Below are 23946 nucleotides of genomic sequence, written 5' to 3'. Positions count from 1 at the left end.
CGACCGCCGGCGAACCACCTTCGGGTCAGAGCTGCTTCGGCGTCAGCAGCTGTAGTCGACCAGGTCGAAGGACTCGTAGTGGTCCTCGGTGAAGTAGTCCTCCTGCTCCTTGTCACCGGTCACGATCCGCTTGGCCCCGCGGTCGTCCGAGCCTGGCGTCTCCACGGTGTACTCGTGGTAGTAGCCGGAGTCCTGGTCGGGGAGGATGCCTTCGCGGTTGTCGAAGACGGTGCCGTCCTGCGGGTAGGGGTAGGGCCCGCCCTTCTCGATGAGTTCGAGGGTGTCGTTGGCCTCCGCCGGAAGCTTCGACTCGCAGATGTCGCCGACGTCGGCGGGCGCGGTCGCCGCCGGAGCCGTGATGACAGGTGCGGGCGCTGTGGCCTGGGCGAACGCCGCCGGGCCGCCGACGAGGAAGGTGATGGACAGGGCACTGAGGGCGCTGACGCGCGCGATTCGTGGGGGGAATCTCATGCTTCCCATGCTGACGCGCGTAGATGACATGTCAACGCCAAGTCACGGATTTTTCCCCGCCGTTCACACTTCTCCGCCCGCGCGGCGGTAGCGGTCTGCGAGCTCCTCGATCCCCTCGGCAGTGGGCGAACCGTGCAGTTTCAGCCGCGCGATTCCGCCGTCGGGGAAGATGTCGAGACGGACGTGCGTGACGGCCGGGGCGTCCTGCTGAAGCAGGAAACGGTGCACGGTGTCCGGCTGGAGCCGGGTGCGCGGCAGCAGCTCCTGCCACTCCCCCCGCTCGCCGTCCTTGCCCCAAAGCGCAGCCCAGCCCGCGGCGTTGCCCTTCAGGTAGCCGGTGTCGATCTCGGCGGCGCGGATCTGCGCCTGCGCGGTCAAGGCGTAGCGGATCCAGTCGTTGCCGGTGTCGCGGCGGCGGCGCGTCTCCCAGCCGTCGTCCATCTGCCGTGAACGGCCTGGCTGGATCGTGTTGCCGGGCGGGGAGTAGAACCGGTCGGAGGCGTCTTCCACGGCGCCGCCGTTCTCCAGGGCGACGAGGTCGTACGTGCCCAGCGCGCTCAACCACCCCGGATCGGGGACCACTTCGCCGTACGCGCGCAGCCGCGCGATGCCGCCGTCGGGGTGCTGGTTGACCCGCAGATGCGTGAACCGCTGTGGCGATGTGACGGCGAAGCCGTTGGCGGCGTGCCCACCGATGTCGGTCCTGGCCACGACGGTCGTCCACTCGACGTCGTCGGCGAGGAGCCGGTCCGGGGACGGCGCTCCGTCCACGGCCGCGGCCTCGACGGAGACCGCACGCGGGTAGTTTCCGCGGAAGTGGGCGGTGTCGACGACGATCCCGCGCAGCACGCCGGGGGCTCCCAGGCGCACCAGCGCCCAGTCGTGGTCGTCGCCCGACGGATGCGGCTCCTGCGCGCTCACCCCTCGGCGACGCCGCGTCTCCCAGCCGTCCATGATCTTGCCCTTGTGGCCGAAGCATTCGGGGTCGAACTCGGCGCGACCCGGCTTGAGCATGTTCTCGCGCTCGGCGAAGAACTCGTCGTTCGCCGCCATGACGCCCGCGCCGAGACGGCGGTCCGCGAGATCGACGAGGTGGGCGAAGGGGAATTCCGATGTGCGGTAGTCGGCGTACGGGTCGCCGCCCTGGTACGGGCTCGCGTCCCCGGTGAAGATGGCCGTCATGCGGTGGGCCTCTCGATGAGTCGTCCGGTCTGCTGGAGGGGTTCGCCGTGGTCGGTGATCTGTTGGCCGCGCAGCCAGGTCGCCCGCACGACACCGTGCAGGGTGCTGCCCGCGTAGGCGGTGACCGGGTTGCGGTGCTGGAGGTGCGCCGGGTCCACGGTGAAGGTCGCGTCGGGGTCGAGAACGGCGAAGTCCGCGTCGTTCCCCGGAGCGATGGCGCCCTTACGACCCTCCAGACCGGCCAGCGCCGCCGGGCCGGCGCTCATCCAGCGGGCGACGTCGTCCAGCGAGTGGCCCCGCCTGCGCGCCTCGGACCACACGGCGGGCAGGCCGAGTTGGAGCGAGGAGATGCCGCCCCAGGCCGTCGCGAAGTCTCCGTCCTTCAACTCCGCGGTGCAGGGCGAGTGGTCGGAGACGATGCAGTCGATGGTCCCCTCGGCGAGCCCCTGCCACAGCGCGTCCTGGTTGGCACGCTCACGGATGGGCGGGCAGCACTTGAACTCCGTCGCGCCGTCGGGGACTTCCTCCGCGGTGAGGGTCAGGAAGTGCGGGCAGGTCTCGACGGTCAGCCGTACGCCCTCGCGCCGGGCCTGTGCGATGAGCGGCAGCGCGTCGCTGGAGGAGAGATGCAGGACGTGCACGCGTGCGCCCAACTCGCCTGCCAGCGCGATGAGACGGGCGATGGCCTCGTTCTCGGCGGCACGGGGGCGGGAGGCGAGGAAGTCCGCGTAGGCGCGGCCGCCCTTCTGCGGGGCGGAGGCGAGGTGCCCGGGATCCTCGGCGTGCACGATCATCAGCCCGCCGAAACCCGCGATCTCGGCGAGGGCCCCGGCCAGGCCTGACTGGTCCAGCTCGGGGAACTCCTCGACGCCCGAGGGCGAGAGGAAGCATTTGAAGCCGAACACGCCGGCCTCGTACATCGGACGCAGGTCGGAGACGTTCCCCGGGATCGCGCCGCCCCAGAATCCGGTGTCGACGTGCGCCTTGGCGCGGGCGACGTCCTGCTTGGTCCGCAGGTTGGCCACGGTGGTGGTGGGCGGCAGCGAGTTGAGCGGCATGTCCAGCAGGGTCGTCACGCCTCCGGCGGCGGCTGCGCGGGTCGCGGTGAAGAAGCCCTCCCACTCCGTGCGGCCGGGGTCGTTGACGTGGACGTGTGTGTCGACGAGCCCGGGCAGCAGCGCGTCGTCACCGGCGTCCACCAGGCGTGCACCGTCCGGGACATGCGCGTCGTGCGCTTCGACGGAGACGATGCGGCCGTCCGTGACGCTCACCGACGCCGCCCGCGTACCCTCGGGTGTGACGACGCGTGTGGAGCGGAGTACGAGTTGCACGGCGGGCACGGGGCACCTTTCTCTTCAACATTCTGTTGATGAGATCTTCTGGGCAGATCCCTGCCGCGTCAAGACTGACGCCTTGGCTTATTCCGTTCAATGGAAGTACGATTCCGCAATACAGAATTGTGCACCCCGTCGCTGCCGGGCTCACAGCCCGGCCGGGCCGGTGATCCGTGCCGGTAGCATGCGCCTCAGCCGCAGGAAAGGAACGCGACGTGCCGCCGTCCGCACAGCGAGACTCCGCCGCCACCGCCGGAGCCCCCGCCTCAGCCGCCGCACCCTCCGGCGGCGTGCAGTCCCTGGAGCGGGCCTTCGACCTGCTGGAGCGCATGGCGGACGCCGGCGGCGAGGTCGGCCTGAGCGAGCTGTCCGGCAGCAGCGGCCTGCCGCTGCCCACCATCCACCGGCTGATGCGCACCCTCGTCTCCTGCGGCTACGTACGCCAGCACCCCAACCGCCGCTACGCCCTGGGCCCCCGCCTCATCCGGCTGGGCGAGAGCTCGTCGCGCCTGCTGGGCACCTGGGCACGTCCGCACCTGGCACGGCTCGTCGAGGAGACGGGCGAGACCGCCAACATGGCGCTGCTGGACGGCGACGAGGTGGTCTACGTCGCGCAGGTGCCCTCCCGCCACTCGATGCGGATGTTCACCGAGGTCGGCCGCCGCGTCCTGCCTCACGCGACGGGTGTCGGCAAGGTGCTGCTCGCCGACACCCCGGCCGAGGAGGTCAGGGCAGTGCTCGCCCGTACGGGCATGCCTGCGGCGACCGAACGGACCATCACCACCCCTGAAGGCTTCCTCGAAGCGCTGGAGCAGGTCCGCGAGGCGGGGTACGCGATGGACGACAACGAGCAGGAGCTCGGGGTCCGCTGCATCGCCGTGGCCGTGCCCAACTCACCTACGGCCGCGGCGATTTCCATCTCCGGGCCGGCGGGCAGGGTGACGGAGGCGGCGACGGACAAGTTCGTCCCGCTGTTGCAGGAGGTCGCCGAGCAGCTCTCGAAGGCCCTCGCGACGACCACTGGCGGCTGACCCGCTCAGTTGGCCGGGCGCGGCCCAGCAGCGGCCCTTCCCCGCACGGGCAGGGCCAAGCCGCGGCAGGCGCCGGCCGCTCAGTTGACCCGGCGGAACTCCGACGGATCACCGAAGAGTTCGATGGCCTTGCGCAGCTCCGTCATGGGTTCGGAGAGCGCGCTCACCGAACCCACTGCCGCCACGAGCAGCAGCAGCGACTGGCGGAGCTCCGTCGGCACGGGCGCGCCGTCGGCCACCTGTTCCTCGAGCACGTCGAGCTCTTCCTCGGCGGCATACCGGTCCCGCAACTGGGCCGGATAGGCGTCCAGTTCGGCCCGGAGCCGGTTCACGGCAACGCTCAGCCCGGAGACACGTGGATCGACTCCACTGTCCGCCACAGGCACTGTCCGCTGCCCCACAGCGTCGCTACGCACCACAGATCTCCCCCACAGAGATGGTGCCGTTCGCCTCTCTCCAACAGGATCTCCGTCAGGATCACCATCAGGACCGATCGCGAGCGGCTTGGGACAGTAAACGCCACTCTCTGCGCATCGCGCCACACGGAGGGCGAAATTCGGGGCGCGAACCCACCAAGTTCGCGCCGCCTTGCACGACTCGTGCGTAATCGTGCTGTATGTAGAGTCGCTGTACACCTGGGGCGGATGGGCAGAACGAGCGCCTCGCGAGGAGAGGGCCACGATGACGGAGCCGTACGAGCCGCACGGGGCGCGCGAGTCGGACGTGCCCGGTGGTCCTGACGATCCGCCGGGTCACACCCCCGTGGTCGCCGGGCTGCTTCTCGCGGCGGGCGGCGGACGGCGTCTGGGGGGACGGCCGAAGGCGCTCCTGCCGCTGCGGGGACGGCCGTTGGTGGAGCACGCCGTCCGTGCCCTGCGCGAGGGCGGCTGCCGACATGTGCACGTGGTGCTGGGCGCGGCCGCCGAGGAGGTGCGGGCCCGCGCCGAACTCCCGGGCTGCGTACTGCTCGACAACCCGGACTGGGAGACGGGCATGGGCTCGTCACTGCGACTGGGGCTGGCGTCCCTCATGGACACCGGAACCGAAGCCGCACTGGTCTCGCTCGTCGACCAGCCGGGGATCGGCGCGGAGGCGGTGAACCGCGTGCGTGCGGCCTGCCACTCCCCCGCCTCCCTCGCGGCGGCCGGCTACGAGGGACGGCGCGGCCACCCCGTCCTCTTCGGCGCGGAGCACTGGCCGGGGGTCGCCGCGAGCGCGAACGGCGATCAAGGGGCGCGTAGTTACCTGCGCACGCGGACGAGCGCGATCGAACTCGTCGAGTGCGGCGACGTCGCGGACCCGTCCGACGTCGACGTGCCCGCGGACCTGCAGTTCCTGGACCGGCTCGGCTCCTGAATCCGCCCCGCGGGCCCGGACGGTGGCGGTCCGGCGCATGTTTCGCCGCGAGTGGGCGCGGAACACAGCAAGGCGGCCCATCGGCGGGCGGAGCGGCCCGGCCGCACGTGCGCTGGCACCCCGGGCCACGAACGCCTCCGGCGAACGAGTGAGAGATGTCTCGACGTCAACAGACTCTTGATTGTTCCACCATGAGGAAACTAGTCTCCACTGTTCAGAAGCTTTCGTGGTCCGCGACGCGTGTCCGCGGATGCTCCACGAGCCCCGCTCGGCCAGCGGCACTCCGTGCCGCACACAGGCGATCCGGCGGCTGTGTGACGGCGACCATCCGCGCCGTTCCCCACCGCCACGAAGGAGAGTGACCCACCATGCCCGCATCAGTGCCCTCCCCGGTCGAGATCGTCGACGCACCTGCCGTGGAGCGTCAGGGGGAGGTGCTGACCGATGAAGCGCTCGACTTCCTGGCCGCCCTGCACCGCCGGTTCACCCCGAGCCGCAACGAGTTGCTGGCGCAGCGCGCCGACCGGCGGGCCGAGATCGCCCGCACCTCGTCACTGGACTTCCTCTCCAGCACCGCGCACATCCGCGACGGCGACTGGCAGGTGGCCGACTGTCCCGAGGCCCTGAACGACCGCCGCGTCGAGATCACCGGTCCGACCGACCGCAAGATGACCATCAACGCGTGCAACTCCGGCGCCAAGGTCTGGCTCGCGGACTTCGAGGACGCGTCCGCTCCCACCTGGGAGAACGTCGTCGGCGGCCAGCTCAACCTGATCGCCGCCTACGAGCGCCGCATCGACTTCACCGACGAGAAGTCCGGCAAGTCCTACAAGCTGGGGCCCGCCGAGTCCCTGCCCGCCGTCGTGATGCGTCCGCGTGGCCTGCACCTGGACGAGCGGCACCTGCGGGTGGACGGCGAGGCCGTGCCCGGCGCGCTCGTCGACTTCGGTCTCTACTTCTTCCACAACGCACAGCGCCTCATCGACCAGGGCAAGGGTCCGTACTTCTACCTGCCCAAGACCGAGTCGCACCTCGAGGCCCGGCTGTGGAACGAGATCTTCGTCTTCGCCCAGGACCACTGCGGCATCCCGCAGGGGACGGTCAGGGCCACCGTGCTGATCGAGACGATCACCGCGGCGTACGAGATGGAGGAGATCCTCTACGAACTGCGCGACCACGCCTCGGGGTTGAACGCGGGCCGCTGGGACTACCTCTTCTCCATCGTCAAGAACTTCCGTGACGGCGGCGCCAAGTTCGTCCTCCCGGACCGCAACTCGGTGACGATGACCGCCCCGTTCATGCGCGCGTACACCGAACTGCTCGTGCGCACCTGCCACAAGCGCGGCGCGCACGCCATCGGCGGGATGGCCGCCTTCATCCCCAACCGCCGCGACCCGGAGGCCAACGAGCAGGCCATGGCGAAGGTCCGCGCCGACAAGGAGCGCGAGGCCAACGACGGCTTCGACGGCTCCTGGGTCGCGCACCCGGACCTCGTGCCCGTCGCCCAGGAGTCCTTCGACGCGGTCCTCGGCGACCGTCCGAACCAGAAGGAGCGGATGCGCGAGGACGTCAGCGTCACCGCCGCAGAACTGATCGCCGTCGACACCACGGAGGCGAAGCCCACCTACGCCGGTCTGCGCAACGCCGTCCAGGTCGGCACCCGTTACATCGAGGCGTGGCTGCGCGGCATGGGCGCGGTGGCCATCTTCGGCCTGATGGAGGACGCCGCCACGGCGGAGATCTCCCGCTCGCAGATCTGGCAGTGGGTCAACGCGGGGGTCGTGCTCAAGGACACGCCGGAGGGCGAGCAGCTGGTCACACCGGAGCTCGTGCGCCGTGTCGCGGACGAGGATCTCGCCGAGCTGCGCGAGGAGTTGGGCGAGGAGACCTTCGCGCAGGGCGAGTGGCAGCGGGCCCACGATCTGCTGCTGCGGGTCGCGCTGGACGAGAAGTACGAGGAGTTCCTGACGCTGCCGGCGTACGAACTGCTGCGCTGACAACGGAAACTCGCACCGCCCCGCCGCCACGCACCCCGGCGGCGGGGCGGCTGCGCTTGCGGTGGTGAGTGGTCCGGGTCAGCTGATCCGGACCGCGATTCCCGGGTAGTTCAGGACGAGACCGGAGTCGTCGTATGCGAGGCGGCAGGCGAAGTCGAAGACGGGGGCGGCGTATTCGTAGCGCTGCTGCCCGCCTTCGTCAGTGATCCGCTCGTAGGTCTGGCCGAGCCGTTCGACCGCGAGGTCCGGCGCCCGCACGTACGCGGCAGGCGCGTCGGCGCGTACACCGACCGCGAGGCGCAGCCGGTGCACGGGGAAGGCGTTGGTCATCGCCGAGGATTCGAGGTCGACGTCGAGGCACCCGTCGAGGTGCGGTGCGGCGTGACCGTCGACACGCCAGTGCCCCTCCCGGTCGGCCTCGAGCGACGTCGTTCGGTGTCCGGCCTCGGACCTGCACGAGACGCGTGCGGCACGGGTGGCCCAGGCGCCGTCGAGTTCGATCGCGTAGTCGACGATCCATGTACGCCCGTCCTCGAACCCGGTCGTGCAGCCCTGCACCAGCCAGCGGTCCTCCACCGGGCCGAAGTAGGCGACCTCGAAACCGGACCGTGCCTCCACGTGCTGCCAGGCAGCCGTGGGCGGTGGATCTGAGAAGTCCATGCGAAGCACCCTCCCGGTTGACGGACACCCCATCCTGGTCGCCGCGCCGCCTATGACGCCGCAACCCGCTTGCGTCACACCGGAGAAGGGAGGGGCCTTCCTGCGGTACGCGCTCCCCCGCGCCGGGAAGTGTCTTCGCCGGGGGTGCCCCCACCAGGGGCGCGAGGTCTACACTGCTGCTCCGGCGCCACCTGTGCGCCCGACCTCCTGACCCGGCACTCACGCCGCCGGGCACTGCGGAGGTAAAGGTGATCTTCTTGTCATCGCGGGTGTCGAACTCCCTTGTCTGCCTTTCCTTTTCAGGCGGCGGTGACAGGTCCGCGTGAGGGGCTTCACCGTTCGCCCCGAGAGGACAGACGGTGACAGAGCAGCGAGGACTGAAGCGGCTGGTGCGCCAACGCATGGCGCGTACCGGGGAGTCGTACACGACGGCCCGGCGGCACGTACTGGCCCGGTCCGCACGGGCCGACGCCCCCGCCCTGCCGAGCGGGGTGCTCTACGAGGAGTTCGGGACTGAGCAGCACCACGAGGCGTCCCTGATCCGCCACGCGCTCGGCAGCACCCTGGATGAGGCGCTGATCGCCGGTCTCGCCGGAGGGATCGGGTTCATGTACGTCGTCTTCGAGTACGAGAACATTCCGCCGCTGCTGACGATCGTGGCGCAGCACCACCCCGAGCCGTGGGTGCCCGCGGCGCTGGGGAGGCTGAACGTCCCCTTCGACGAGCAGCACAGCGGCAAGCCCCGCTGGGAGAGGGTCCGCAAGGCCCTGGACGAGGGCCGTCCCGTCTTCTGCACCGTGGACAAGTCGCGGCTGCCGTGGCACGGGATGGAGCCCGGCTTCGGGCAGGACGCCCACACCGTCCTCATCGCCGGATATCAGGGGGACACGCTGTACGTGGACGACGAGTCCGCGGCGCCGCACGCGATGGGGACCGAGGAGTTCGGCGAGGCCTGGTCCGCTCACAAGAAGGGCCGTCACCAGATGATCGTGCCGACGGGCCCGCCCCAGGGTGAGCCCGACGTGGCCGGCGCGATCGCCGCCACGACGGCGCACCTGACGGGCCCCGTGCTGGGCAACAGCTTCGACGTCAACTTCGGCTTCTCCGGCATGGACAAGCTGGCCGCGCAGCTGCGGGACACGAGGACGAAGACAGGGTGGGAGCGGCGCTTCGGCGCTCCGGTTCCCTTCTTCCACGGCGTGCGGCGGCTCTACGAATGCCTGGAGGTCGAGTACACGGCGCCCGGTGCCACCCGCCCCCTCTACGCGGACTTCCTCGACCGGACCGGACACCGGGAAGCGGCCGCCCTCTTCCGCGAGTCGGGGCGCGGCTGGGGACGGCTTGCCGCCCTGGCACTGGAGACCGTCTCGCAGCTGGGTGAGTACACCGAGATCTGCGAGGAGCGGATGCGGCTGATCATGTCGCAGGGGTGGGCGGCGTCCGACGAGATCCGCGAGCTGGGGAAACGGGCCGAGGCGCTCGCCACGGAGTACGACGCACCGGACGCGAGCACCCGGCGGCAGCTGTTCGAGGAGATGGCGGAGACCGTCGACTCGTGCGCGGGACTCGAACGCCGAGGGGTCGAACTCCTCACGGAGAGCTAGCAGTTCGTCCTGCTCCGGGGGTGCCGGGGGCCGCCGCCGTTTTCAGGGCGGGAGGCGGCGTCCGGGCCCCGGCGGCCGGGCGAACCCCGCCCGTACGGTCTTCCCGGGAAGCGTCCAGGGATCGGCCAGTCCGTCGGGCCTTTCAGCCGAAGGCGACCGACTCCAGCCAGAAGTCGAGGAGTTCCTCGTCGCCGATGATCTCGATGTCCTCGCTGCGGACGTGGCGCCGCCCGTAGATCACCAGAAGCAGATCGGCCAGCGGGCCGCGCACGGCGACGGCCGCCTTCTCGTGGGCGCGGCGCCAGGTGAGGGTGTCACCGGTCAGGTCGACCACCCATTCCGCTGCCGCGCCCGGCCCGGTGTCGGTGGCGTGGAAATGGAGCGTACGGCCCGGGCCGAGCAGCTTGCGCCTCTCCGGGTGGAACTCGAACATCTGCGGGAGCGAGCCCAGTTCCATCCATTCGTCGAGCGCGTCGAGCGCCACGTCCTCCTCGACGGTGAACTCCGAGCCGAGCGCCAGTGTGGCGTCCGCGCGGTGCATGAGCGTCTCGTGGGCGAACCGGCGGGCGAAGAAGCTCACGGTCCCTCCCGGCAGGGGCGTCCACACCTTCGCGTCGGGGCCGGCCTCACGAAAGGTCGCCGCCAGCCGCGCCGCGCCCTCTTCGAGCCACGGGCCGAGCACATCCGGGCCCTCGCGGGTGTAGGGGGACAGATCACGGAAGTCGTCGTCGGGCAGCGGCTGGGACGCCCGCGTACGCACTGTCTCCTCGACCCACCTGTGCCCTCCCCCGAGATGCCGCAGCAGCTGACCGACGTTCCACCCGGGGCAGGAGAGCACGGGGACCGTCATGTCGGCACCGGAGAGGCACGCCCGCAGCCGGTGGGTCTGTTCGACGATCTCCGTGCAGTAGCGGTCGTAACTCAAGGGGCTCATGGCCGTCACGTTAGATCGCCCCGCTGACATCCGTGCTGCGCAAGCACGCCCGACGATGGTGGGAAGGCACCGTGCAGCGGGGGCTCAGGGCCGGGAAGGCCGTCGGCAGTGCCGGCCGGTGGGGCCCCATCCCCCGCACGTACCTCCGCATGGGCAGCGACCGGCTCGTCACGCCCGCGCTGCAGGACCGGATGACGGCGGAGGCGGACAAGTCGATCCCGGGCAACCCGCTTCCGCGTCCGCGACTTCCCGGACGCACCGCACATGGGCCCGTCGGCCCCGGGAGAGATCGCGCAGGCGCTGCACGAGGTACGCCCGAGGCACCGTCAGGCCTGACGCCACCGTGCCCTGCCTCGGCAGCAACGCCAGGGAAGGGCACGGGAGTTGGAAGTACGTCAGCGCACCCGTTGCGTGTGGTCGCCGGTGCGCGGCTCGGGGACTGCGCCGCCTGCCTCCGGCTCGGCCTCGGGCGCCTCGCGCCGCCCGAGGTGGTTGAAGACGAGGTTGAGCAGCACGGCCGTCACGCAGCCCGTCGAGATGCCGGAGTCCAGGATGATGCGGGCGCTGCCGGGGAGCACGTGGTAGAAGTCCGGAGCGGCGACCGGGACGACGCCGACGGCCAAGGAGACCGCGACGACGAGGATGTTGTTGTCCTCTCCGAGGTCGGCCTTGGCCAGGGTGCGGATGCCGCTGGCCGCGACCGAGCCGAAGAGAACCACACCCGCGCCGCCCAGCACCGGTTGCGGCACCGTCGCGATCAGAGCCGCCGCCACCGGGCACAGGCCCATGAGGATCAGGATGCCGCCGCCGGTGGCGACGACGTAGCGGCTCCGGATCCTCGTCATGGCGACCAGGCCGATGTTCTGGGCGAAGGCCGTGGCCAGGAAGCCGTTGAAGAAGGGGCTGACGAAGGAGCCGAGGGTGTCGGCGCGCAGCCCCGCCGCGATCGTCTTCTCGTCGGCGGGCCGGTCCACGATCTCGCCCAGCGCGAGCATGTCTGCCGTGGACTCGGTCATCGAGACGAGCATGACGACGCACATGGAGACGATCGCCGCGACGGCGAACTGCGGTGCGCCGAAGTGGAACGGCGTCGGGAAGCCGATGACGTCTGCCTCCTTCAGCGCGCTGAAGTCCGTGAGACCGACCGGGATCGCGAGGAGCGTGCCCACGACCAGTCCGAGCAGCACGGCGATCTGCTTGACGAAGCCGCGCGTGAAGCGCCGCAGCAACAGCACGACCAGGAGGGTGACTCCGGCCATCGCGATGTTCTTCGTAGCGCCGTACTGAGGGGCCGCCGGGTCGCCGCCCTGCGCCCAGTTGAAGGCGACGGGCATCAGCGAGATGCCTATGAGGGTGATGACGGTGCCGGTGACCACGGGCGGGAAGAAGCGCACCAACTTGCTGAAGTACGGGGCGATCAGGAAGCCGAGCGCCGCGGCCACCATACACGCGCCGAATATGACCGGCAGGGCGTCCTTCGGCCCTTCCGACTTGTTGATGGCCAGCATCGGCGCGACGGACGCGAAGGTGACGCCGTTGACGAACGGCAGGCGGGCGCCGATCCGCCAGAAGCCGAGGGTCTGGAGCAGCGTCGCGATGCCCGCGAGGAACAGGCTCGCGCCGGTGAGGAAGGTCAGTTCGGAGACGGACAGCCCCACGGCCGCGCCTATGACGAGCGGCGGAGCCACCACGCCCGCGTACATGGCGGCCACGTGCTGGAGCCCGGTGGTGACGAGCTTCAGCGGCGGCAGCGACTGGTCGACGGGGTGCTTCTCCTGTGCTTCCGGCCTTGGTTCGCTGTCGGTCGGGGTCTTCTTGCGCGCACTGAACCTGGGCGTCTCGGCCACGGCGGTCCTCCTGTCGATGTCAGGGGTCACGATCATGCGGTGTGCGTTGCCGTTGCGCCCGGTGGTGCCGGACCGTCCCGGAACGTGAGGGGGTTGGGCCACGTTCCGGGAACGGCGGTGGTGAAGGGGACCCGGCCGGGAGCCGTCCCTCCCGGCCGGTGTTCATGGGGTGTCGTGCGGACGGATCGGCCGGTCAGCCGGCGTCCGCTGCGATACGGGTGAGGCGCCGTGCCTGCCTTCGGGCCTCGTGAGCGATCGACTCCTCGTCGGCGGTGACCAGCCGGCCGTCCTCGACGACGGTGCGGCCGTTGACGAGCGAGAGCGTGACCGGTGCCGCGGCGCCGAGCACGAGCGCGGCGACCGGGTCGGCGATCGAGGAGTGCCCGATGCCGTCCACCCGCCACAGCACCAGGTCGGCGAGCTTGCCCGGCTCCAGGGAGCCGATCTCCGCCTGTCTGCCGAGCACTTCGGCGCCTCCGTAGGTGCCCAGGCGAAGCGCCTGGCGCGCGGTGAGCGCCTTCTCCTTGTGGCTTCCGAGACGGTTGAGCAGCAGCGCGTTGCGCAGTTCGGTGTGGAGTTCACCGGACTCGTTCGACGCCGTGCCGTCGACGCCCAGGCCTACCGGGATGCCGGCGGCCAGCATGTCGGGAACGCGGGCGATCCCCGCGCCCAGCCGGGCGTTGGAGGAAGGACAGTGGGCGACTCCCGTACGTGTACGGGCGAAGGCGGCGATGTCGGAGTCGTTCATGTGGACGCAGTGCGCCATCCACACGTCGTCGCCGAGCCAGCCGACCGACTCCAGATAGTCGGTCGGACCCATGCCGAACCGCTCGTGGCAGAACTTCTCCTCCTCGACCGTCTCCGACCCGTGCGTGTGCAGCCGCACGCCCTTGCGCCGCGCCAACTCACCTGCCTCCCGCAGCAGTTCGGTGGTGACCGAGAAGGGTGAGCAGGGGGCCACGCCGATGCGGAGCATCGAGTCGAAGGAGGGGTCGTGGTGGGTGTCGACGGCCTCCTCGGTGGCGGCGAGCGCGCCTTCGGTGGTCTCGACGGCGAAGTCCGGCGGCAGTCCGCCGTCGGAGGCGCCCAAGTCCATCGATCCGCGCGTGGGGTTGAAGCGGACGCCCAGTTCGCGGGCGGCGCCGATCTCCGCGCCCAGGAGGTCTCCGGCGCCGCGCGGGAAGACGTAGTGGTGGTCCATCGCGGTGGTGACGCCGCCGCGCGCCATCATTCCGAGCGAGCCGCGGGCAGCGGCACCCACCATGTCCTCGTCGATGCGCGCCCAGATCGGGTAGAGGGCGACGAGCCAGTCGAAGAGGTTGGAGTTCTGGGCCAGTCCGCGGGTGAGCCACTGGTAGAAGTGGTGGTGGGTGTTGACCAGTCCGGGCGTGACGAGGTGCCCGGTGCCGTCGATGCGGCGTACGCCCTCCCCCGGCACGTCGGGTGCCTTGCCCGCGCCGACGGATTCGATCCGGTTCCCGGCGACGACCACATGGCCCTCGGCGTACTCGGTGTCGTGTGCGTCGACCGTGGCGACGGCGCAGTTCTCGATGACGACGCGCTCTGTACGGTCTGCCGTGTCGGTCATGGGTGTCCTCGATACCGGTCGCGTAGGGGCGGGTTCACGTTCAGAGGTTGGTCGCGTCGAGAGGTATCCGGGCTTCGGCTCCGTCCCGCAGCACCGTGGCCTCGATGAGGCCGTAGGGGCGGTCGGCGGCGATGTAGACGGCGCCGTCCTCGACGTCGTTCTTGATGCCGAAGGGTCCCAGATCCACCTTGAAGTGGTGCTTGTTGGGCATGGAGAAGCGGATCTCCTCCAACTCGGGCCTGCCCTGCAGGACTTGGGAGCCCATCTCGTAGAGCGACTGCTGGAGCGAGAGGGAGTAGGTCTCGGCGAAGGCGCGCAGCATGAGCTCCCTCGTCCAGGCGTAGGAGCGCTGCCAGTCGGGCGTGGACGTGTCCTGCTCGGCCTCACCGGTCCAGTTGTGCCGCCACACGGCGCTCACCTCGGTCGCGAGGATGCGGTCGTAGTCCTCTTTGAGCGTCGTGTACTTGTCCTTGATGTAGCCCCAGAACTCGGAGTCGGTGGAGTTGAGCACCGTGAGTCCCTTGAGACCGGTGAGGACTTCGAAGCGGCTGCCGTCGTAGGTGATCTGCGCGGTGCGCGTCTCCTGGCCGGTGCGTACGAAGGAGTGGGGCGCCTCTCCCGACGCGGTGCCGATCCGCTCCCACCCGTACTCCTCGATGCGGATGCGCGCCGTGGTGATGGGTTGGGTGCTCTCGACGAAGTGCCGGGCGAGCGCGATGCCGAACTGCTCGGCGGATTCGATGCCTTGCTCCTTGGCGAAGGCGAACACCGTGTTCTTGGTGGTGTCGGTGGGCAGCACGTTGGCGTTGGAGCCGGAGTAGTGGACCTCGTCGAGGTCGCCGCTCAGAGCGACGGAGACGTTGAGGTCCTTGATGTGGTGGGTCTCACCGTCCCTGGTGATCTTGACGACGCGGTTCTCCGCCTTGCCGTACTGGTTCTGGCCGAGAATCGTGATCGGCACCGTCATGTCGGTCTCAGCTCCCTCGGTATACGGAGTAGCCGAACGGGTTGAGCAGCAGCGGTACGTGATAGTGCTCGCCCGGACGGACCGCGAAGACCGTGGTCACCTCCGGGAAGAAGCTCTCCCGTTCCGATGCGCCGCCCGCCTCGGTCCTGCTCTGCAGATACGGCTCGACCTCGAAGGTCAGCCGTGCGTGGGTGGTGCCCTCCGGCAGCGCCGGGAGGTCCTTGCAGCGCCCGTCCGCATCCGTCCTGGAGGCGCCGTGCGCGACCCATTCCGCGGTACGGCCCGGGCGCACGGTCAGCGCGACGGAGACACCCGCGGCGGGGCTGCCGGCGCTGGTGTCCAGGATGTGCGTGGACACCGACGCCGTGGCGGTTTCGCTGCTCATGCTCGTTCGGGCTCCTTCTCCGCCAGTCCTGCCAGCCGGATTCGGTTGATCTTCGTCAGTTCGGTGCGGACGATCTCACGTTCCGCTTCCGGTGAGTTGCCGATGCGACGGCGCGCGGCGTCGCGCATCTCCTCCCCCGTCAGGCCGGTCGCGCAGATCAGGAAGACGTGGCCGAACTTCTCCTGGTAGGCCAGGTTGAGTTCGAGCATCTCCTCCTTGAGCTGCGCGGATGCGTCCGCCATGCCCCGCTGTTCGCGGGCGGCTTCTCCGGGTGCGGGCCGTCCGATGGGCGGATGGCCCGCCATCGCCTCGGCCAGGTCCGCCGCGGACAGTTCGGCCATGACTGCCTCGTTCGCGGCCAGCAGGGCCTCCTCGTCGGCGTACGGGCGGCGGGCGAGCAGCATCCCGGTCCATGCACCGGCGGCGCAGACCTTGTGGAGCGCGGCGCGGGCGTCGCCCTCCACGGCCGAGTTGAGCCAGGTCAGACCTGGTGCTGCGGGGAACGCGGTCACGTGGGGCCTCCGAAGCGTGGTGCTGTTCGGGCTGGGAACAGCTAAGACCCCGAGACCGACGTCGTCAACACTTTGTTGAAGTTTTCGTCGCCGCGAACGCTTCGACGCCGACCGCGGCGACGGCTCACAGGTACGGGCGAGCCCTGCGGGCCTGAGCGTTGCCGCTGCGGCCTGACCTGCACGAGAATCCACTCATGGCCACACAGCCGGGCACACCTGCGACGGACTTCCCCGACGGGCTCGCGGCTCCCGCACTCCGGGCGCTCTCGGCACCCGGACACACCCGGCTCGCCGACCTCGCCGACGTGCCGGCCTCCGAGCTTGGGCAGCTGCACGGAATGGGCCCGAAGGCCCTGACCCGGCTCCAGGGCCTGTCTGACAAATGGCGCCGTCCGCCGCAGGCGGTGCTCGCGGCGGATGGTGCGTGCAGCCGCAAGGCGGAGGATCGCCCTAGTAGTGGGTTACTCAGTCGATTCGACAACTGGGGGCACCTCCCGCGAAGCGGGGGAGGATGTGCGTGCCAGTCGTCGCGAGCAAGGCGAAATTTGTCAGACGGGCCCTAGGCGGCTCTCGAGCAGCGCGGCCTGACGCTCGGCTGAGGAGCCGCCGCCCCCGACCGGATCCCGGCGTGAACTACCCCTGCGAGGAGGAGTTCTTCGCGTTCTCCCTGTTCAGGTAGTTGCAGACGGTGAAGCGGACTGAACCACGCGGTTACGCCCATTCAATGGAGATCACCCTCCGGCCCCTTGCTCTCCCTCCTCAGCCCACTTCTCTTTCTGGGGTTGAGGTAGTTGAGAGCCGGTCGGCTAGCTCGGGCTGATTGCGTCCTCGATGTGGGCGAGTTGGGCGACGAGGATCTCCTCGAACGCAGCGCGACGGTCCGCGCCGAGGGGGTGGACGTCGCGGGCGAAGCGGGCCAGGGCGGGGAAGCGTTCAGGATCGGCGCCGAGCACCGCGACACGGAACAGCTCCGTACCCTGTTCGTGCTCCTCGGCGGTGATGGTGTTGACCCCGGCCTCGGAAGCGATCAAGGCGGCGATGAGGACCGCGATCCGGTGGTAGCGCGCCGGGATCTCCTCGTCGGGCAGCCCCGACGCGCGCAGAGCCTGCAGCACCTCTTCCATGACCAGCCTGGAACCGGTGCCGCCTGACCCGTAGCGCCCCCAGAGCGCAGCAAGCTGGGGCTGCTGGCCGAAGGCCTCCCGCACGCGCAGGGCCAGGGCCGTGATGCGCTGCTTCCAGTCGCCCGCGGGGCGATAACCGTCCATGGCGCCCAGGAGGATCCGGTCGGCGACCGCGCGCAGCAGATCGGTCTTGCTGCGGAAGTGCCGGTAGAGGCTGGAGGAATCGGTCCCGAGCACTGCGGCGAGCTTGCGCACGCTGAATGACTCGGAATCGCCCGTGCGCAGCAACTCCGCCGCCGCATCCAGGATCTGCTCGGTCGACCAGCGCCTTCGGCCTGCCATCTCACCCCTATCGCCGAGACTCAGCTTAGCCTATGCACTTGGCGTTGCACGCACTGCGTGCATAATAAGGACATGGGCCTGCCGAGCGACCCTGCGTTCGTGCCCTGCAACCCGGCCCAGGCAACTGACGTGGAGTTCATCCCCGGGAAAGTGAAAGGACGCATGTTGTGAGGAACCCACTGGATCCCGCAGAACTGAACGCCGCCATTGAAAATGTCCACCGCGCCGGTATGCCTGGCCTGTTCGCCGAGGTACGTGACGGCGACCAGATCTGGCGCGGTGCCGCCGGGGTCGCCGACGTCGCCACCGGTCGCCCCGTCACCGCCGACATGCGGCACCGCGTCGGCAGCATCACCAAGACCTTCACGGCCGCAGCGGTTCTGCGGCAGGTCGAGAGCGGTCAGATCGGTCTCGACAAGCCGATCGGCCGATACCTTCCGAGGCTGGTCCCCGGAGAACGCGGTGATGCGATCACCGTCCGGATGTTGATCAACCACACCAGCGGCCTCGCCGAGTACCTCCCCTGCGCCTACCCTTCCCTCAAGGCATTCCCCGCCCTCGCGGACACCGGACCCCAGAGCCTGGACGACAATCGGTTCACGCGGTTTCACCCCACCGAACTGATCGAGATGGGGGTCACCGCACCTGCCGTCGGCGCGCCGGGCGGCACTCCGGGGGTGTACTCCAACACCAACTACCTGCTCCTCGGCGAACTCCTGGAACAGGTGACCGGCACTCCGGCCGAGCGGTACATCACCCGGGACGTCATCGAGCGCGCTGGGCTCCGGGACACCGAACTCCCCGTCGAACCGTACGTCAACGGGCCGCACTCACAGATCTACGAGGCGTGGTTCGGCATGATCGACCCGCCGCGTGACTTCAGCGTCTACGACATGTCATGGGTGGGGCCGGCGGCCTCGCTGATATCGACCGTCGCGGACCTCAACCGCTTCTTCGGCATGCTGCTTGCCGGCGAGATCCTCAGCCCGTCGTCGCTGGCGCAGATGCAGCGCACCGTCCCGGTCGTCTCCCAAGAGGGAAAAACGATCGACTACGGCCTGGGCTTGCACCCGATGGAGGCTCCCGGCCAGGACACCTTCTGGGGCCATGGCGGCACGGTCTGGGGTGCTGGAGCGCTGACCATGACCCGAGCAGCCGACGGCAAGCGGCAGATGTCCGTCGCGGTGAACACGCAGAGGTGGAACGGGCTCGACTCCTCGGGCAAGCCGCGGCCCCACCCCATCGACGACGCGCTTGCGGCTCTCTACCGCGTGGCGATGTACGGCTGACAGCGCCGAAGAGGGCTACGAGGCCGTACAGGTGCGCGCGGACAGCCAGGAGGCGGTTGACCGCTCCGAGCTGGTGATCACGGCCGTACGACGCCAAGACCGGCGCGATGCCGAGCAAGGCTTCCGTCAACGGGTCCTACGAGTCAAACCTGGCACACCTCAGCGGCCAGTCACGAGATCAGCCGCTCTTCGTCCGCCCGTCAACGCCCGGAAGCCACCCCCTGCTACTTCTTGCGACTGGGGTCAGAGACGGGAGTCCGGGGCGCCTCGTCACGGCGCTTCTTCGCCCGCTTCTCCGCTTGGGAATTGATGTAGTTGTAGACGGTGAAGCGGCTGACACCCAGCGCTCCGGCGACCGTCTCGACACCGTGACGGACCGAGAAGGCGCCGCGGGTCTCCAGAATGCGGACGACCGACTGCTTGGTCCTGCGGTCCAAGTCCGACAGCGGCATTCCGTGACGGCGTTCCAGCTCGGCGAGGATGTGGTCGAGCGAGTCGGAGAGGTGGGGCAGGCGGACGGCGACTACCTCCTCGCCCTCCCAGGCCAGGACGACGTCGTCACCCTGAGCTTCACCCGGGGCGATCATCTCGCCGCCCATCGCGTCGACCAGCGGCTTGACCGCCTCCGCGAAGGGATGCGACTCGGGGCCCGTCATGCGTCGCCTCCCGTGGCCCCGACGCCCTCGGCATCCCCGGCGTCCTCCGCGAGGACGTTGAGCTGCAGGGAGATGCGGGTGGCCCCGGCGCCGAGCGACTCGCGCAGCAGGGCGTCGACCACGTTCAGCACGTCCTCGGCCGAGCCTTCGGCCGTGTTGCCGAACGGGCCGACGTCGACCGAGTCCAGCGGTGCGCTCTGCACGACCTCACGGGCCACCAGCGCATGCTCCGGTGCCTCGTCCAGATCGAACGGCTCGGTCGTGAACTCCACTCGCAATCGCACATCGTCAACCTACGTGAACCGCCCGGATCTCAGCCATCGGGCGGAGCCGCACAGAGGGCCGCCCACCCATCCCCGTACGACCGCGAACCGCAGCAGACCACTTGACAGCTCCCGGCATGCGAGAGCACTCTTCCGTAAAGTAGAAACACACTTCCACAATACGAAAACTTGAACTCCCGAAGGGAAGGCGATCCCTGTGGCCCCCCTCGCCCACATCGGCGGCGCGGAGCACCGCTTCACCGTCAATCTGTCGATCCTGTTCACCGAGCTGCCGCTGCTGGAGCGCCCTGCCGCGGCGGCCGCCGCGGGCTTCTCCGCCGTCGAGTTGTGGTGGCCGTGGGTCGACGCACCGGTACCGGAGAAGGCCGAACTGGACGCGCTGCGCCGGGCGTTGAACGACGCGGGCACCCAGTTGACCGGTCTGAACTTCTACGCCGGGCAGCTGCCAGGACCGGACCGGGGCTCGCTCTCGATCCCCGGCGAGGAGTCCGACAGGTTCCAGAAGAACGTCGACGTGGTCGCCGGCTTCGCCGAGTCCACGGGCTGCACCGCGCTCAACGCCCTTTACGGGAACCGCGTTTCCGGCGTCACGCCGGAGGAGCAGGACCAACTCGCCCTGGAGAACCTGGCGTCGGCCGCACACGCGGCCGACCGCGTCGGTGCCGTGCTGCTCATCGAGGCGCTCAACGCCATCGAGTCGCCGCAGTGCCCCGTCGTGAGCGCGCCCAAGGCCGTCGAGATCGCCGACAAGGTCAACGAGGCCACGGGGCTGGGCAATGCGAAGTTCCTGATGGACCTCTACCACATGGCGATGAACGGCGAGGACCTGCACAAGGTCATCGACGAGTACACCGCCCGCACGGCACACGTGCAGATCGCCGACAGCCCCGGCCGCGGAGCTCCCGGCACCGGCGAACTGGACTTCGCCGGCCTTCTGGACCGGCTGGCCGAGGCCGGATACGAGGGCCGGATCGGCCTGGAGTACAAGCCGGGCGACGTCCCGAGCGCCGACACCTTCGGCTGGCTGCCCCGGGAGCTCCGCTCCGCCTGAACCCGGGAGCTGCACTCCGCTTGAGCAGGGCCCCACGGGCCCGCACCGGCATCCGCCTCCGCAGCCCGTAGTACGACCCCCGACGCACCCCCGTACGTCATGACTTCGAAAGGCAGGACCCCATGAGCTACACCGCAGCCGGGACGAAGGTCGGATTCATCGGCCTCGGCATCATGGGCGCGCCCATGGTGCGCAACCTCGTCGCCGCCGGATACGACGTGACCGCGTTCGACCTCGATCCCTCCCGGGTGGAGGTCGCCGTGAAGGACGGCGGCAAGGGCGCCGCCTCCATCGCCGAGACGGTGCGGGAAGCGGACGTCGTCATCACCATGGTCCCCGCATCGCCGCAGGTCGAGGCCGTCGTGCTGCACGAGGGCGGAGTCCTGGAGAGCATCCGCCCGGGCAGCCTCATCATCGACATGTCCTCGATCACGCCGCAGACCTCTGTGGACGTGGCGAAGGCCGCCGCCGACAAGGGAGTTCAGGTGCTGGACGCGCCGGTCTCCGGAGGAGAGGCGGGAGCCGTCGAGGGCGTGCTGTCCATCATGGTCGGCGGTGAGCAGGAGACCTTCAAGGCGGCCGAGCCGATCCTGGAGGCCCTGGGCAAGACCATCGTGCTGTGCGGGCCGCACGGGTCCGGTCAGACGGTGAAGGCCGCGAACCAGCTGATCGTCGCCGTCAACATCCAGGCCGTCGCCGAGGCGGTGGTCTTCCTGGAGAAGTCCGGCGTGGACCTCGAGGCGGCGCTCGACGTGCTGAACGGCGGACTCGCCGGCTCCACCGTGCTGACCCGCAAGAAGGACAGCATCCTGGCGGGCGACTTCCGGCCCGGCTTCAAGATCGACCTGCACCACAAGGACATGGGCATCGTCACCGACGCCGCCCGCAACGTGGGCGCGGCCGTCCCGGCCGGCGCCCTGCTCGCCCAACTCGTCGCCGCACTGCGGCAGCAGGGGGACGGCGGTCTCGACCACTCCGCGCTCGTGCGCGGGGTCAAGCGCCTCTCGGGCGAGAAGCTGGAGGACTGACGCATGGCCCCCACAAGGATGCCCGCGATGAACGCGGCCGTCTCCATCATGGTCGACGAGGGCGTCGACATCGCCTTCGGCTGCCCCGGCGCCGCGATCCTCCCGCTGTACAAGGCGATGGAGGAGGACGGCCGCATCGACCACCTGACGGTCCGCCACGAAGAGGGCGCGACCCACATGGCCGACGGCTGGGCCCGTACGAACGGCAAGGTCGGCGTCGCCATCGCCACCTCGGGGCCGGGTGCGACCAACCTCGTGACCGGGCTCTACACCGCGCAGGCCGACTCCATCCCCATGGTCTGCCTGACCGGCCAGGCGGTCTCCCCGAAGCTGCACCAGGAGGCCTTCCAGGCGGTCGACATCGTCGAGATCGCCAAGCCCGTCACCAAGTGGGCGGTGCAGGTCAAGGAGCCGGCGCAGATCCCGTGGGTCTTCCGCGAGGCGTTCCGCATCGCCCGTACGGGCCGTCCCGGGCCGGTTCTCATCGACCTGCCGCTGGACCTGGCCAAGCGGGAGATCACCTACGACGCCCTGATCGACACGCGTCTGCCCGTCCCTGCCGTCGAGCCCCATCTGCCGCGCGTGGAACGGGCGTTGGACATGCTGCTCGCCGCCGAGCGGCCGCTGATCCTGGCCGGGGGCGGCGTGATCCTCGCCGACGCGGGCCCGGAGCTGCGCGAACTCGTCGAGGAACTCCGGGTGCCGTTCCAGGTCACGCTGATGGGCAAGGGCGTCATCGAGGACGACCACGAGCTGAACCTGGGCACCACAGGCATCCAGACCTCCCAGAAGTACGCCAACGCCTCCTTCCTGGAGGCCGACTTCGTGCTCGCCGTGGGCGCCCGCTTCGGCGACCGTCACACGGGCGCGAACATCGACGTCTACCGCGGGGCGCGCAAGTTCGTCCATGTCGACATCGAACCCGCCCAGATCGGCAAGGTCTTCGAACCCGACCTGGGCATCGTCTCCGACGCGGGTCTCTTCCTGACGGCGCTGCTGGCCGAGGCCCGCAAGCGCAAGGCCGAGGCGGACGTCGAGGGATGGGTCGAGCGCTGCAAGGAGCTGAAGCGGACACTGGTGCGCCGTGAGGACTTCGACTCCACGCCGGTGAAGGCGCCCCGCGCGTACAAGGAGATCAACGAGGTCTTCGACGAGGACACCTACTTCGTGACCGCCATCGGGCTCTACCAGATCTGGGGCGGCCAGCATCAGAAGGCCTACCTGCCGCGGCACTACCAGGTCTGCGGCCAGGCGGGACCGCTCGGCTGGGAGGTTCCGGCCGCCATCGGCGTGAAGAAGGCGCTGGAGGGGATGGGCAAGCCCGACGCCGAAGTCGTGGGCATCGTCGGCGACTACGGGTTCCAGTACCTCGTGGAGGAGCTGGCCGTCGCCGCCCAGTACAACGTGCCGTATGTGCTGATCATGCTCAACAACGAGTACCTGGGCCTGATCCGGCAGGCGGAGATCGGCTACGGCATGAACTACCAGGTCGACATCCACTACGACGAGTTCGGCACGGACAACGTCAAGCTCATGGAGGCGTACGGGTGTTCAGGGCGCCGCGTGGTGGACCCGGAGGACATCTCCACAACCCTCCAGTGGGCCCGCAAGGAGGCCGTCTCCACATCGCGGCCCGTGCTGGTCGAGATCATGATCGAGCGTGAGGCGAACACGCCGCACGGCCCCGACATCGACGCCGTGAAGGAGTTCGAGGACGCATAGCAACACCTCGCGGAGTCGTGGGCCGGTCTTTCGACTCCGGACGGCGGTGGCGCCGGGACTTGTCCGTCGCGCCCCCTGGCGCCGCCGCCGTCCGGTACCAGCCGTACCCGCTCCGCCGAGCCGGTCCGCAGACAGCGCTTGCGATCGTCCCCTCTTCGCACGCTTTTCTGTTCCGTTCCTCTTCGTAAACCGCGCCCTTTCAGGGACGATATGAGCAGGACCCCGACCGTCTCACCGAATTGCCGCTGGAGCCGAAGAGATGGCAGAAAGCGTGCCCGTGCGCTGCCCGGACTGCTGTCGCGAACACGCCTGGACACCGCCGGTCTATCCCTGCGACTGCGGTGCTCCCGTCACGCCGCCGCTGCTGCGGGGCGGCGTGCCCACGCGCGTACGGCACCGCACCTGGGAGGAGTCCTGGGTCGAGGTGAGCTGCTCGGCGTGCGGCACGGTCAAGGAGTGGCCCCAGCCCGAACTGGGCTGCGGATGCGGGACGTTGCTGCGTCTGCCCGTCGCACCACCGGCCTGCGAGGCCTCCCCCGCCGCCGAGTACGCCGAGGATCAGGTCGCCCGGGAGGCGGCCGC

At 69.6% G+C, this 23946-nt stretch carries 21 protein-coding genes and 2 pseudogenes; 9 read left to right on the top strand and 14 right to left on the bottom strand.

Going from position 1 to position 23946, the window contains the following annotated elements; genetic code table 11:
- Positions 1-42: 42 nt before the first annotated feature.
- The 3 genes from H5J26_RS13100 to allB all read right to left on the bottom strand — a co-directional run bounded on the left by H5J26_RS13100 (position 43) and on the right by allB (position 2993).
- Entirely contained in the window at positions 43-471 is a 429-nt protein-coding gene (locus H5J26_RS13100; RefSeq protein ID WP_181765994.1) for a ribonuclease, read from the bottom strand.
- Positions 472-534: 63 nt separating this feature from the next.
- Positions 535-1653: an allantoicase gene (gene alc, locus H5J26_RS13095; protein WP_181765993.1), complete on the bottom strand. Its 1119-nt coding sequence runs from the start codon at positions 1651-1653 to the stop codon at positions 535-537.
- Positions 1650-2993, bottom strand: a complete 1344-nt coding sequence (gene allB / locus H5J26_RS13090) for an allantoinase AllB (protein ID WP_181765992.1) — start codon at positions 2991-2993, stop codon at positions 1650-1652. The genes alc and allB overlap by 4 nt, the downstream gene beginning before the upstream one ends.
- Before the next feature lie 209 nt (positions 2994-3202).
- Here allB and H5J26_RS13085 point away from each other — a divergent pair, with 209 nt between their 5' ends.
- Positions 3203-4018 (top strand): IclR family transcriptional regulator, encoded by an 816-nt coding sequence (locus tag H5J26_RS13085; protein WP_181765991.1) that lies wholly within the window; start codon positions 3203-3205, stop codon positions 4016-4018.
- A gap of 80 nt (positions 4019-4098) precedes the next feature.
- Here the strand turns inward: H5J26_RS13085 and H5J26_RS13080 are convergent, their stop codons facing one another.
- Positions 4099-4398, bottom strand: coding sequence for a DUF5955 family protein (locus H5J26_RS13080; RefSeq protein ID WP_309237893.1), 300 nt, complete (start codon positions 4396-4398; stop codon positions 4099-4101).
- 301 nt (positions 4399-4699) lie between these two features.
- On the opposite strand from H5J26_RS13080, the gene H5J26_RS13075 reads away from it, so the two are divergent.
- Together H5J26_RS13075 and aceB are read left to right on the top strand one after the other, a co-directional pair.
- The gene (locus H5J26_RS13075; protein ID WP_181765989.1) at positions 4700-5374 is read left to right on the top strand and encodes a nucleotidyltransferase family protein; all 675 of its coding nucleotides are present in this window, start codon (positions 4700-4702) and stop codon (positions 5372-5374) included.
- Between the two features lie 368 nt (positions 5375-5742).
- On the top strand, positions 5743-7371 hold the full coding sequence (gene aceB, locus H5J26_RS13070) for a malate synthase A (protein ID WP_181765988.1): 1629 nt from the start codon (positions 5743-5745) through the stop codon (positions 7369-7371).
- Positions 7372-7449: 78 nt separating this feature from the next.
- Here aceB and H5J26_RS13065 read toward each other — a convergent pair whose 3' ends face one another.
- A complete protein-coding gene (locus H5J26_RS13065; RefSeq protein ID WP_181765987.1) occupies positions 7450-8031 on the bottom strand; it encodes a putative glycolipid-binding domain-containing protein in 582 nt (193 codons plus the stop codon).
- Between the two features lie 359 nt (positions 8032-8390).
- On the opposite strand from H5J26_RS13065, the gene H5J26_RS13060 reads away from it, so the two are divergent.
- Positions 8391-9635 (top strand): BtrH N-terminal domain-containing protein, encoded by a 1245-nt coding sequence (locus H5J26_RS13060; protein ID WP_181765986.1) that lies wholly within the window; start codon positions 8391-8393, stop codon positions 9633-9635.
- A 142-nt stretch (positions 9636-9777) separates the two neighbouring features.
- Here H5J26_RS13060 and H5J26_RS13055 read toward each other — a convergent pair whose 3' ends face one another.
- From H5J26_RS13055 to H5J26_RS13025, 7 genes are all read right to left on the bottom strand, one after another.
- Positions 9778-10569, bottom strand: a complete 792-nt coding sequence (locus tag H5J26_RS13055; RefSeq protein ID WP_181765985.1) for a maleylpyruvate isomerase family mycothiol-dependent enzyme — start codon at positions 10567-10569, stop codon at positions 9778-9780.
- Positions 10570-10964: 395 nt separating this feature from the next.
- Positions 10965-12416 (bottom strand): nucleobase:cation symporter-2 family protein, encoded by a 1452-nt coding sequence (locus tag H5J26_RS13050; protein ID WP_419183789.1) that lies wholly within the window; start codon positions 12414-12416, stop codon positions 10965-10967.
- A 193-nt stretch (positions 12417-12609) separates the two neighbouring features.
- Positions 12610-14004: an 8-oxoguanine deaminase gene (locus H5J26_RS13045; protein WP_181765983.1), complete on the bottom strand. Its 1395-nt coding sequence runs from the start codon at positions 14002-14004 to the stop codon at positions 12610-12612.
- Positions 14005-14044: 40 nt separating this feature from the next.
- Entirely contained in the window at positions 14045-14971 is a 927-nt protein-coding gene (pucL, locus tag H5J26_RS13040) for a factor-independent urate hydroxylase (RefSeq protein ID WP_210771283.1), read from the bottom strand.
- A gap of 7 nt (positions 14972-14978) precedes the next feature.
- A complete protein-coding gene (uraH, locus tag H5J26_RS13035; protein ID WP_181765982.1) occupies positions 14979-15356 on the bottom strand; it encodes a hydroxyisourate hydrolase in 378 nt (125 codons plus the stop codon).
- Complete coding sequence (uraD, locus tag H5J26_RS13030; protein WP_181765981.1) at positions 15353-15868, bottom strand: 2-oxo-4-hydroxy-4-carboxy-5-ureidoimidazoline decarboxylase; 516 nt, start codon at positions 15866-15868, stop codon at positions 15353-15355. Before uraD ends, uraH begins: the two co-directional genes overlap by 4 nt.
- An 806-nt stretch (positions 15869-16674) precedes the next feature.
- A complete protein-coding gene (locus H5J26_RS13025; protein WP_181765980.1) occupies positions 16675-17334 on the bottom strand; it encodes a TetR/AcrR family transcriptional regulator in 660 nt (219 codons plus the stop codon).
- Between the two features lie 167 nt (positions 17335-17501).
- Between H5J26_RS13025 and H5J26_RS13020 the strand changes: the two genes are divergently transcribed.
- Positions 17502-18623 carry a serine hydrolase domain-containing protein gene (locus H5J26_RS13020; protein ID WP_181765979.1) on the top strand — a complete coding sequence of 374 codons (1122 nt, stop codon included), beginning with the start codon at positions 17502-17504 and terminating at the stop codon, positions 18621-18623.
- A gap of 224 nt (positions 18624-18847) precedes the next feature.
- On the opposite strand, the gene H5J26_RS13015 is transcribed toward H5J26_RS13020, so the two are convergent.
- Together H5J26_RS13015 and H5J26_RS13010 are read right to left on the bottom strand one after the other, a co-directional pair.
- Positions 18848-19279, bottom strand: a complete 432-nt coding sequence (locus H5J26_RS13015) for a helix-turn-helix domain-containing protein (protein ID WP_181765978.1) — start codon at positions 19277-19279, stop codon at positions 18848-18850.
- Positions 19276-19563: a hypothetical protein gene (locus H5J26_RS13010; protein WP_181765977.1), complete on the bottom strand. Its 288-nt coding sequence runs from the start codon at positions 19561-19563 to the stop codon at positions 19276-19278. Before H5J26_RS13010 ends, H5J26_RS13015 begins: the two co-directional genes overlap by 4 nt.
- Before the next feature lie 214 nt (positions 19564-19777).
- On the opposite strand from H5J26_RS13010, the gene H5J26_RS13005 reads away from it, so the two are divergent.
- The 4 genes and pseudogenes from H5J26_RS13005 to H5J26_RS12990 all read left to right on the top strand — a co-directional run.
- Positions 19778-20614, top strand: a complete 837-nt coding sequence (locus H5J26_RS13005; RefSeq protein ID WP_181765996.1) for a TIM barrel protein — start codon at positions 19778-19780, stop codon at positions 20612-20614.
- A gap of 110 nt (positions 20615-20724) precedes the next feature.
- Positions 20725-21642, top strand: a pseudogene (locus tag H5J26_RS13000) (2-hydroxy-3-oxopropionate reductase); the annotation flags it as partial.
- A 3-nt stretch (positions 21643-21645) separates the two neighbouring features.
- Positions 21646-23364 (top strand): glyoxylate carboligase, encoded by a 1719-nt coding sequence (gene gcl / locus H5J26_RS12995; RefSeq protein ID WP_235980668.1) that lies wholly within the window; start codon positions 21646-21648, stop codon positions 23362-23364.
- 259 nt (positions 23365-23623) lie between these two features.
- Positions 23624-23946 (top strand): annotated as a pseudogene (locus H5J26_RS12990) (hypothetical protein); the annotation flags it as partial.

It is taken from the genome of Streptomyces albidus (ex Kaewkla and Franco 2022) (genome assembly GCF_013870515.1).
In the GTDB taxonomy this organism is placed as follows: domain Bacteria; phylum Actinomycetota; class Actinomycetes; order Streptomycetales; family Streptomycetaceae; genus Streptomyces; species Streptomyces albidus.
This window is presented reverse-complemented; position numbering and strand designations above follow the sequence as displayed.

What these genes read in the sequence shown, in the direction of transcription:
- gcl (WP_235980668.1), top strand. Translation starts at nt 21,646, where the DNA reads ATGGCCCCCACAAGGATGCCCGCGATGAACGCGGCCGTCTCCATCATG.
- H5J26_RS13065 (WP_181765987.1), bottom strand. Translation starts at nt 8,031, where the DNA reads ATGGACTTCTCAGATCCACCGCCCACGGCTGCCTGGCAGCACGTGGAG.
- H5J26_RS13045 (WP_181765983.1), bottom strand. Translation starts at nt 14,004, where the DNA reads ATGACCGACACGGCAGACCGTACAGAGCGCGTCGTCATCGAGAACTGC.
- uraH (WP_181765982.1), bottom strand. Translation starts at nt 15,356, where the DNA reads ATGAGCAGCGAAACCGCCACGGCGTCGGTGTCCACGCACATCCTGGAC.
- H5J26_RS13025 (WP_181765980.1), bottom strand. Translation starts at nt 17,334, where the DNA reads ATGGCAGGCCGAAGGCGCTGGTCGACCGAGCAGATCCTGGATGCGGCG.
- pucL (WP_210771283.1), bottom strand. Translation starts at nt 14,971, where the DNA reads ATGACGGTGCCGATCACGATTCTCGGCCAGAACCAGTACGGCAAGGCG.
- H5J26_RS13075 (WP_181765989.1), top strand. Translation starts at nt 4,700, where the DNA reads ATGACGGAGCCGTACGAGCCGCACGGGGCGCGCGAGTCGGACGTGCCC.
- H5J26_RS13015 (WP_181765978.1), bottom strand. Translation starts at nt 19,279, where the DNA reads ATGACGGGCCCCGAGTCGCATCCCTTCGCGGAGGCGGTCAAGCCGCTG.
- H5J26_RS13055 (WP_181765985.1), bottom strand. Translation starts at nt 10,569, where the DNA reads ATGAGCCCCTTGAGTTACGACCGCTACTGCACGGAGATCGTCGAACAG.
- H5J26_RS13100 (WP_181765994.1), bottom strand. Translation starts at nt 471, where the DNA reads ATGAGATTCCCCCCACGAATCGCGCGCGTCAGCGCCCTCAGTGCCCTG.
- aceB (WP_181765988.1), top strand. Translation starts at nt 5,743, where the DNA reads ATGCCCGCATCAGTGCCCTCCCCGGTCGAGATCGTCGACGCACCTGCC.
- alc (WP_181765993.1), bottom strand. Translation starts at nt 1,653, where the DNA reads ATGACGGCCATCTTCACCGGGGACGCGAGCCCGTACCAGGGCGGCGAC.